At 50.4% G+C, this 10,960-nt stretch carries 5 protein-coding genes; 4 read left to right on the top strand and 1 reads right to left on the bottom strand.

The features are described from left to right. Nucleotides 1-71 precede the first annotated feature (71 nt). Nucleotides 72-4,058, bottom strand: a complete 3,987-nt coding sequence (locus HMPREF2626_RS06070) for a choice-of-anchor I family protein (RefSeq protein WP_070618805.1) — start codon at nt 4,056-4,058, stop codon at nt 72-74. Between the two features lie 688 nt (nt 4,059-4,746). Here HMPREF2626_RS06070 and HMPREF2626_RS06075 point away from each other — a divergent pair. From HMPREF2626_RS06075 to gltX, 4 genes are all read left to right on the top strand, one after another. Continuing rightward, a complete protein-coding gene (locus HMPREF2626_RS06075) occupies nt 4,747-5,283 on the top strand; it encodes a dCTP deaminase/dUTPase family protein (RefSeq protein WP_070618808.1) in 537 nt (178 codons plus the stop codon). Between the two features lie 30 nt (nt 5,284-5,313). Beyond that, on the top strand, nt 5,314-6,696 hold the full coding sequence (radA, locus tag HMPREF2626_RS06080) for a DNA repair protein RadA (protein ID WP_070618812.1): 1,383 nt from the start codon (nt 5,314-5,316) through the stop codon (nt 6,694-6,696). Between the two features lie 150 nt (nt 6,697-6,846). Beyond that, nucleotides 6,847-8,010: a PIN/TRAM domain-containing protein gene (locus HMPREF2626_RS06085; RefSeq protein WP_070618814.1), complete on the top strand. Its 1,164-nt coding sequence runs from the start codon at nt 6,847-6,849 to the stop codon at nt 8,008-8,010. Nucleotides 8,011-9,013: 1,003 nt separating this feature from the next. Then, a complete protein-coding gene (gltX, locus tag HMPREF2626_RS06095; RefSeq protein ID WP_070618818.1) occupies nt 9,014-10,483 on the top strand; it encodes a glutamate--tRNA ligase in 1,470 nt (489 codons plus the stop codon). Nucleotides 10,484-10,960: the final 477 nt, after the last annotated feature.

The following is a 10,960-nucleotide window of genomic DNA, read 5'->3' on the forward strand; positions in this document are numbered from 1 at the left end:
AAAAATACCCCAAGCTATCTCCTGACAAGATAACTTGGGGTAGGAAAGGGCCTCTAAGCATTTAAATCAATTTATTTTTTGGACCGGCTGGGTGTCTTCGCAATGGTGAATAAGAAACCGATACCGGCTAGGGCTAGGCCCAGGCCTAGGCTGGCGCTTTGGCTAGACAATTGTGGGAGGCCTTCTTGGTGACCAGGGTCTGCCTTGGCCTTGCTTGCTGTTTTCTGGTCTTTCTGGCTGCTGCTAGTTGCAGGTTTAACTTTCACTTGACCGGCTGTTTGACCAGCTGGGTGGGTGCTTTGGCCCTTGCTAGTTTGATTTCCAGCACTAGCTTGGTCGTTTTGGCTTGGCTGGGCTGCTGAGGATTGGTCGCTTTGACCGGCTGTTCCTTCTTCCGGTGTACTTTCTAAGCCAGTGTTTGGACCGGTGCTTGGTGTTTGGCCCGTTGAAGTCGGGGTCGACGTGCCAGTCTGTCCTGGCTTGGTGCTAGGATCAGTAGAGACGCCGGTGCTAGTGTTTTCGCTGCCAGATTGGTTTGGCTCTGTGATTACTTTTGGCGTTTTTAAGCGGTAGTCGGCAATGCTTCCGGAGAGTTCGTAGGCTGCCAGTAAGTGGGCGTGGCCATCTTGGGACTGGTCAGCGGGGACGAAGTAGAGGCCTTCTGGGGACACATCTTGGAAGCTTGGGTCATAGATGTAGTCGACGAAGTTTGGCTGGTAGGGATCGCTGACGTCATAGACCATGATACCGCCTGAACGTTCCAGGGCGATGAAGGCATAGGGTTTACCGTTCAGATAGCCCACAACAGCCGTTTCAGGTTCAGCCCCCTTGTTGTCGCTTCGGGAATCTGGATCCGGCAGTCTTTGACCCTTTTCCACTTCGATTTCGCTGTTGAAGAGGTCAGGGTTGATAGCCTGGATGAGCTGTTCGAAGTCGTTGCCGCTGTCATAGATTAATTCTAGGTCAGAGGCGCGGACAATGGAGAAGGACCGTCCCCCGAAGGCAACCAGGGCATTATGGGTATCCCCTGTCTTGAAGGGGTGGGCGGTCGTGACGCGGAGGCGGCCTAACTGGTCATCGTCGAAGAGACCTTGGGCCACGGCTTGGTCAAGCTCTTCTTGGCTATATCCTTGGTAGTACTTGGCGTCGAGGTCGATGAGGCCAGCCTTGGCGAGGTCTTTCACCCGGACTTCTTCGGAGTAACCGCTATAGTCTTGGGAATCCCCTTCGTTCGGTAGGACCAGGTAAGTCTCACCGTCTACTTCGAAGAGGGCGATGGCATCCGGTTGGTGGAGGGCTAGGACAGGCACTTTGCGGGATTCGTGCTTGTCATCACGGTCGGAAGGATCCATGTAATCCGCTTCGAGGGAGTGGTCCTTGTAACCAAGGGACTTAACCAGGTCAAATTTCCGTTCAGGGATATTGAACTTGGCGATGGCATTCACTTCCTGGAGACTGACATAGGCGTATTGGTCATCCTTGTCGATTACCAGATATTCTGGTTCCATATTGCGGGCAAAATGGCTGGCATCTGGACCGAGTTGGCGGAGGTCTTCTGGCATGTCCGCTTCAGTTAAGTCGATCGTCGTCACTTGGTCTTGGCTAATGGTGGAGAAGTCTGCTGGAATTTCGATAACAGAAATGCCCCCAGCTGGGTTAACGGTGTAGTCGTCGTTGGGTTCTCCTTCATTGGCTACAAGCACCATGTCACCTTTGTGGGTAAATTGCAGGTTATCAGGCAGGGCACCGACTTGGACATGGTTGATGTAGTTCCCGTCAGCGGTGAAGAAGGCGACATTGCCTGGGTCGGTCTTATCGAGAGCTGGCGCAGCGACCGCAAAGATTTGCCCGCTTGGATGGAGGGCGATGCTGGTTAGGTCGGAGGCAGTTAAGCCCAAATCTTTAAGAAGGATACGACGTTGGAGGGGCATGTCACCCGTTTGGCTAGCATCGATAATGTCGATGGCCTTTTCATAACCGTTAATGGAGTAGATCGTTTCTTGGCTTGGGTTGTAGACCACGATTTCGGTCCCACCCTCGTCAAAAGGCGCCCCACTTTCATAGCGACTGACTTCTTCAACCTTGAAGGCCTCGCTATCCAGACTGTGGATCTGACGACCGGGGTCATCGATCTTGGTTAATGCAGCATAGTCGGCCTGGGTGATTGGGATGATTCGGTCTTGGGGGAGTGGGTCGGCATATTGCTTCAAGAGCTCTTGGCCGCCTTTTTCGATATGGGCCATCACGACTTGGTCTAGGGAAGGCCCCTCTTCTCGAGCGCCACTTAGCATGTCATAGCCATCCCCACCTTGGGCCAGGAAATCATTGGTGGCCATGTAGTAAGTCTGGCTGGTGTCCTTAGGTATCAGGGCATAGTCGCCGGTCTTTGGATCGCGGAGGTAGACGCCCAGAACGCGCTTGTGGCGGTCTTCAGCTGTTGGCTCGAAGTAGACCTTGATATCTGATGACACCTGTAAGAAACCACCCAGGGCATTGAGGGCAGGCAGACCGGAATCTTCATCAATAGGGTCTACCCGGTTGCCTTCTGCCTCGGATCCGAAACCTTCTGTGGTTGGAGCAGAGTAGGCCAGGTTGAACATGTCGTAAATTTGTTGACCACTGACTTCGATTTGGGATTGGATGTTACCGAAAGGCAGGACAGCGATGACATCGCCTTCTGTGATGGGCTCATCTTTAGCGATTTCTTCGCGGATTCCCCCGCCATTGATCATGGCGAAGTCGGTCGGATTGTTGAAGCCTCCTTCTCGGCCGTAAGCCACCATGGCGTCCGTGATGAGGTTGCCTAGGTTGGTCTCGTGCGAGCGGACATAGTTGCGGCGGCCGTTAAGGAAGACGGGGTTGTTGTCCACCAATTGTCGTGAAGTTTCATTATCGTAATTGAATCGGGCTTGGTCAATCAGAGCTTCGATTTGTGGGTCGGTCTTGCCATCTAAGCTCTGGCGAACTTCTTCAGCAGAAACCAAGCGTCCCTTGGCTGAGCCAGGTTTTGTCGGATCGAATTGGATGACCCCAATATTGTTGAGGGCGGTCCCGGTTTGGGCATAGTAGACATTGCCGTAAGTCTTACCCCCTGGAACAGCGGTATGGGAATGGCCATCGATCACAATGATTTGGTAGGGGTCAAAACGTTCTAAGGCATCTAAAGCCTCAGCCAAGCGGTCACCGCGCCATTCGGGACGGGTGGCAGGGTCGATCCCCAGGTGGGCGAGGACCACATAGGCATCTTCCTGGACGCTCTCGTCGTCTAAGAGGCGGTTGAGTTCCTTGATGGTCGACTCAATCGGTGGCGCGAAGGTCATACCTTCCACGTTCTTAGGGTGGGTCTTATAGGCCGTTTCTGGTGTCGTTACCCCTACCACACCCAGGTTAAAGTTATTGGTGTGGACGTTGACAGAGGGGTTGAAGACGGGTTGGCCATCTTTTTCCACATTGGCAGAGAGGACCGGGAAGTCGAGGACATCTTCGTAGGACCGGGCAATGTCTTCACCAAAGTCGAACTCGTGGTTGCCCACGGTCATGGCATCATAGCCTGCTTCCTTCATAGCTTGGGCCATGGTATGTCCCTTATCGTGGTTGGATAGGGGGAGACCTTGGAAGGCATCCCCAGCGTCAAAAACAGCGTCCGCTTGGATTTGGTCGAAGTAGGCGGAAGCTTGGGCTATACCGGTGACTTTTTGATTGTCAGCAGACCCTTCTGCTTCCAGGCGGCCGTGCATGTCATTGGTGTGGGCGATGGTGATCAATTGGGTATTGGTAGCCGGTTGGTTGGGACTTGGCTCCTTGGCGCTAGGAGCTGGCTGGTCCGTCTCGGTAGAGGCTGGGCTCTCTGCTTCCGTACCGGGCTGGGCTTCTCCTGTCGTCGCACCGCTGTCACTGGTCTCTGGATTAGACGGGGTCACTTCGCCTGTCGAATCAACGGGGTCGGCGGTTACTTCTTGGGCCTTAACATCCTGGCTGGCCAAGCTAAAGCTGGTTAAAGCGAATAGGGTGGTCAGTAGGACGCGAGGGCTTTTTTCTTTGATGGCTGGGCGTTTCATAGAATCCTCCTTAGTTTGATATTAAGTTCATCCTATCAAAGGATTGTAAAAAGTCGGTATGCTTTATGTAAAACTTAGGTAAATCCTTGTTAATTGCGTTTTAAACAGCTATAGTAAAATTCGCCAGATTATATAGGAAATCATTGGCAAACGATTGGATATCATTCGAAATCGGGTTCGTAAGAGTAGAAAAGCTTCTGTCGAAAATAGCACAGGTTTTCTTTCGAGATATTCTGAATTAATGCTACCCTTCTATTCCCAATTATTGAAATATAGAAACTTTTATAGTTCTAGCGATACTGTAAATTAAACAATTGGATTAACTTAGTTTAACAGTGTCTTTATGAGCAGGAGTGGAGTTTTGAATTTGATCCTTAGCCATGTATAAGCAAGGGAAGCGAATTACGGGGCGTAGGCGTAAGCCGTACGGACCGTTTGAGATTCGCTAGGCGAGAGACCTTGGCTCGAGCCGGTGCCATGGCTCTTTAAGGATCAAATTCAAAAACGGAACGGATGCTCACTAGCATCATTAAATGACAGATATCGTATGCGATAGCTGATTCAGAACTAACCGATTTTAATTTCACGATCAGAGTCTAGGATTTTTTTAAGCTTGGGAAAAGCGCTTGCTTAAATGCTTCAATTATATGAAAATAGACATAGCATATTATTTTTAAGGAGGAAGACCATGCGTCAACGTGGATTTGAAGTGATTCAAGACTATGCCCAAGCTGGCATTAACTTGCCCCAGCGTGCCACCAAGCAGGCAGCGGGTTATGATATTGAGGCAGGGGAGACGGTAAGGATCCCTTCGTTTTGGCAGGGGGCGATTCGTTATGTCCTTGCCAAGTGGCCTGAATTTAAGGGTAAGGATTGGGGCGAGGTCAAGGAAGAGATTATGAAGCCGACCTTGGTGCCAACCGGGCTCAAGGCCTATATGGGGGCGGATGAATACCTGCAGCTGACTTGCCGGTCCAGCAACCCCCTCAAGCGCTACCTGACCTTGCCGAATGGGATTGGTATTATTGACAGTGACTACTATAATAATGCGGGCAATGAAGGCCATATCTATGTGCAATTATTAAACTTTGGCTTGAAGGATGTGACGGTTAAGAAGGGGGAACGGATTGCCCAAGGGATCTTCCTCCCCTTCTTGAAGGTCGATCAGGACCAGGGAGACCAGGCCTCTGACCGCCAAGGGGGCTTCGGGAGTTCTGGCCAGTAAGTTGTGAGAGTAAGGAAAGGAGCGTCATAAATGGCGAAGAAGGATAGGGTCTTATACACCTGCCAGGCTTGTGGCTATGAGTCGCCCCAGTGGTACGGTCGCTGTCCCCAGTGTGGGGCTTGGAACCAGATGGAGGAAGAGCGGATCGGTGGCGAAACCATCCGCCATCCCGAAGACCGCCGTGCCTACCAGCGTGCCGACCACAAGGCCCAGCGTATCAATGAAGTCAAGGGCGAGGAAGAGGCCCGGACCCAGACGGACCTGGTAGAATTAAACCGGGTACTTGGGGGCGGGGTTGTGGCCGGGTCGCTGGTTCTGATTGGGGGCGATCCTGGGATTGGTAAGTCCACCCTCCTCCTCCAGGTGGCCACCCAATTGGACAAAAAAGCCGGTCCTGTTCTCTATGTTTCCGGGGAAGAGAGCGTTCAGCAGATCAAGATGCGGGCCGACCGTCTAGGCTTTGAGGCGGCGGACTTCTATGTTTTCGCTGAGACGGATATGTCCATGGTCGAAGCGGCCATTGCGGACATCAAGCCGGCCTTTGTCATTATCGACTCCATCCAAACCATGATCCAGCCGGACTCGAACGGGATGGCAGGCAGCGTCTCCCAGGTTCGAGAAACGACCCAGCGCTTGATGACTTTGGCTAAGACCAGCCAAACCGCTATCTTCATTGTGGGCCATGTGACCAAGCAGGGGAATATTGCCGGTCCGCGGATCCTGGAACATATGGTGGATACGGTCCTCTATCTGGAAGGGGAGAAGTATAATTCCTTCCGTATCTTGCGCGCGGTCAAGAACCGTTTTGGGTCCACTAATGAGATCGGTGTCTTCGACATGCAGGAAGATGGCCTACACGAAGTTGCCAATCCCAGCCAAATGTTCCTAGAAGAGCGGCTGATGGGGGCTAATGGGTCAGCCGTTGTGGCTTCCCTGGAAGGGACCCGAACCCTCTTGACTGAGATCCAGGCCCTGCTCACACCGACCGCCTTCGGTAATGCCCGGCGGACAGCCAGCGGTTTGGATTATTCCCGGGTGACTCTGATCATGGCTGTCCTCGAGAAGCGGGCCGGCCTCATGTTGCAGAACCAGGATGCTTATCTGAAGTCAACCGGCGGAGTCCGCTTGGATGAGCCGGCCATCGACTTAGCCATCGCTGTCGCTATCGCTTCTTCTTATTGGGAGAAGGAGACCCAGCCGACCGATTGCTTTATTGGTGAGATTGGCTTGACGGGCGAGATCCGCCGGGTGAGCCGGGTGACTGACCGGATTGCGGAAGCAGAGAACATGGGCTTTAAGCGGGTCTTTATCCCTTATGGTAACGATGATGCCAAGCTCCACCATGGCAAAATTGAAGTTGTCGCGGCGAAAACCCTGCGAAATGTTCTTAATTTGGTTTTTCCACGCGACTAGTGGCCCAAAAATAGAATTAGTGATAAAATACAAAGAGGTCTTTAGCAAGAAAATAAGTTCTCCTTATCATGAGTCGTTAATTTTTCTGGATAGACGGAAGAACTGACTGGCAAGCTAGGGCCTCTACATTACATTAAAGGAGGTGACGACATGGAACAGAATAAATGGAATACAGCGGTGACGGCTTTATTTTTAATTCTAGGGGCAGGAACAGGCTACTATTCCCTACCTAAGTTTTGGCAATTATTTAATTTTCAATCGTCTTTATTGAATCAACCCATCGTCAATATGCTTTTAGGCGCCCTTATTTTTTTCCTTGTCATTGTCTTATTACGCCCGGTTTATGACCGGTTTTTGGAACGTTTGCGCATCGAGATCGAGAAGCTTTCCCTATCAAATATTCTTCTCTATACCCTAGGCATTGTGGCAGGTCTCACAGTGGCTTGGCTAGTGAGTTTGCCGATTTCAGCCTTGAATTGGCCGGTGATCTCTAACATCCTACCGATCTTACTTTCGGTCCTTTTTGCCTATATTGGCTTTATGACCATTCGCTTGAAGGGGGGCGACATCAAGGCCTTCTTCTCCAACATGACCCTGACCCGGCGCGAGGTGGTAGAAGGGACTAGCCAGGAGGAGGAGAAGTCTCAGCCAAGCTCAGAAGAGGAGGCCGACCAGGAAGAATTGGCCCTCTTGGAACCCAAGGACTTTACGATTTCCTTCAAGCCTTATAAGATCTTAGATACCAGCGTGATTATCGATGGCCGGATCCTAGATATTTTGAAGACAGGCTTTATCGAAGGTGTAGTCGTGGTGCCTAACTTCGTGCTCAAGGAACTCCAGTACATTGCGGATTCAGCAGCTAGCGAGAAAAGGGTGCGCGGCCGCCGGGGCTTAGACGTCCTCAATGAAATGCAGGCCTTGGACGAGATTACGGTGGAATTCTATACCGGAGACTTCGAAGAAGAAGAGGAAGTGGACTTGAAACTGATCCTTCTAACCAAGAAATTAGACGGGGTCCTGGTCACCAATGACTACAACTTGAATAAAGTCAGCCAGTTCCACCAAATCAAGGTGCTCAACATCAATGAATTAGCCAATGCTATGAAGACCGTTGTCGTGCCCGGCGACCACTTGTCCGTTCGCATCCTCAAAGCAGGAACCGAGCGACAACAAGGCGTTGGCTACCTTAACGACGGCACCATGATTGTGGTCGAAGAAGGCAAAAAACACATGGACGAACACCTGGACGTCGAAGTCACCAGCGCCATTCAAACTAACGCTGGTAAGATGATCTTTGCAAAAATTGTTGAATAAGGGTGTGAGCAAAGGCGGTTAGAAAGGGATGACTGGAGGAAAAGAGGAAAAGGGCGGCTTTAGCCGGTCGTTCCACTTTGCTGAAGTCCCTCCCTTTCTGCCTTTGCGAACCCGACTACACAGGGTGTGAGCAAAGGCGGTTAGAAAGGGATGACTGGAGGAAAAGAGGAAAAGGGCGGCTTTAGCCGGTCGTTCCACTTTGCTGAAGTCCCTCCCTTTCTGCCTCTACGAACCCGACTACAGGGTGAGAGGGCTGGTGCTCAATCCACAATCAGCCCCCTGGAGTGTGGATCAGCAGCAATCAACCTTCAATCAAAGATTAGGAGTGTGGGTTGGAGACGACCAATCCACAATCAGGAGGCCTGAATGTGGGTTAATAAAGCGACTCCAAGTAAATATGCAACAATCAAAATATAATATAAGGACCAACAAGCTAGCGAGACCTTGGCTAGCTTGTTTTCATTATGGTGAGTAGGGGGGCAGCTTGTCTAGCAGAGAGTCAACTTGATAATGGAGGCCTAGTTGGCAAGTTGCCGTCATCCTACTTGCTAACAGGAGGTCCGATCGCAAGTTACCGCTATCCTACTTGCCAATGGAGGCTTTGTTAGCAAGTTGGGAAGACCCAAGCTAGCTTGTCTAGCTGCTGGCCGAGTTTTAAATGGAGTTAAGCTTTGACCATAGCAGGGACCCGACTTTCAAATGAAGTTAGCGTTCGAGACTAGCAGGGATCCAACTTTTAAATGGAGCTGAGCTTTGAAAGTTGCCGCTCCTCAACTTGCCCTTTCTAAGTTGGTAACCAGAAAAAGAACTTTTTACGAGCCGGTCAGGTAGAGACTGCCTATTTTTTCCTTATGATTGCCCAACAAGCTGGATTTTCTGCGGGGAATCTGCTCAAGAAATTGTTCTAAGCTAGGGATTGCGTTATAATGGATAAGGAAAAATGTTCCTTCGTTCGGAAGGGCATTGGATTAAGAAAAATATTTTAATGAGGAGAGAAGTTTGAATGGCAGATAAAGTTAGAGTACGCTATGCACCGAGTCCAACTGGGCACTTACATATCGGGAATGCGCGTACCGCATTGTTTAACTACCTATACGCACGTCACGAAGGTGGCGACTTCATTATTCGGATTGAAGATACGGATAAGAAACGGAATATTGAAGATGGGGAAAGCAGCCAGTTAGACAACCTGACTTGGTTAGGGATTGACTGGGATGAAGGTCCAGATAAACCCGGGGAATACGGTCCTTACCGCCAATCTGAACGGGATGAGATCTACCACAAATACTTGAACCAATTGCTCGAACAAGGCGATGCTTACTATGCCTTCGATACAGCCGAAGAATTAGAGGCCGAACGGGAAGCCCAACGTGCTAATGGGGAAATGCCTCATTATACTGGCACTTGGCGCGACCGCAGTCAGGAAGAAATCGACCAAGCGCGCGCTGAAGGCCGTCCTGAAACCATCCGCTTCCGCATTCCTGAAGGCCAAACCTACCGCTTCGATGATATGGTCAAGGGTGAGGTCAAGTTCGAATCCAAGGACATCAGTGGCGACTTCGTTATCTTGAAGAATGACGGGTCACCAACATACAACTTCGCGGTGGTTGTCGACGACCACTTGATGGCTATCACCCACGTTCTGCGCGGGGACGACCACGTGGCCAATACACCTAAACAATTGATGATCTATGATGCTCTGGGCTGGCAAGCACCTCAATATGGCCACATGAGCCTGATCACCAATGCAGAAACCGGGAAAAAATTATCCAAGCGTGATGAATCGATCCTGCAGTTTATCGAACAATACCGCGACTTGGGCTACCTTCCTGAAGCTATGTTTAACTTCATTACCCTGCTCGGTTGGTCACCAGTCGGAGAAAACGAAATCTTCTCCAAGGAAGAATTTATCGAAATGTTCGACCCAGACCGCTTGAGCAAGTCACCAGCTGCCTTCGACAACAAGAAGCTGGAATGGATCAACAACCGCTACATGAAGGAAAAAGATGCCGAAGCCATCGCAGACCTGGCCATCCCTCACCTTCAAAAAGCCGGTCGGATCTCTGATAATCCAAGCCAAGAAGAGATGGAATGGACTAAGAAATTGATTTCCCTCTATCAGGATGAAATGTCCTATGCAGCTGAAATCGTTCCGCTCTCAGATATGTTCTTCCACGAAGACTTAGAAATTGCGGAAGATGCCAAGGAAGTTCTCGAAGCAGAAACCGCACCCGTCGTGATCCAAGCCTTCCGCGATAAGGTGGATGACATTGAACCCTTCACGGAAGAAAACATTATGGCGGCGATTAAAGCTGTCCAAAAAGAAACCGGCATTAAGGGCAAGAACCTCTACATGGCGCTGCGGGTTGCAACATCTGGTGAACAACACGGCCCTTCAATTGGCTTAACTATCGAAGTCTTAGGTAAGGACAAGGTAAAACACCACCTGGACCAAGTGCTCGCTAAATTCTAAAATAAAAACAAGTCAAAAAGCGGCTCCTTTCATTGTCTGAAGGGAACCGCTTTTTTTGAGTTGGATGGTGCTAGTGAGCATCCGTTGTGCTATTGAATTTGGTCCTTGAATGTTTAGGGGGAGGGGCAAGGCGGCTAAGGCCGTCTTGTACTTTCTTCTCACCTGGCTAGACTCGACTTGAGGCTGATTTTGTAGGTGGGGGAGTGATTTTCGAAAAAATATCCTTTTGATTTGAGCTTAGAGCTCTTACATGCAAACTGTTGGCTTCTATTTGCATTCGGAGACCTTGGATGCAAATGGCCATTTTCTATTTGTGTTCGAAGTTGCTACATGCAAATAGCCGCTTTCTATTTGCACTCAGAACCCCCTGAGCGCAAAATGTTGTCTTCAATTTGCAGAGAGACCAGTCAAAGGCAAATTGGCGCCTGCAAGTCTGGCATCCTCTCACACCCTGTAGTCGGGTTCGCAAGAGCAGCT

The organism is Aerococcus sp. HMSC062A02 (assembly GCF_001809535.1).
Lineage (GTDB): Bacteria > Bacillota > Bacilli > Lactobacillales > Aerococcaceae > Aerococcus.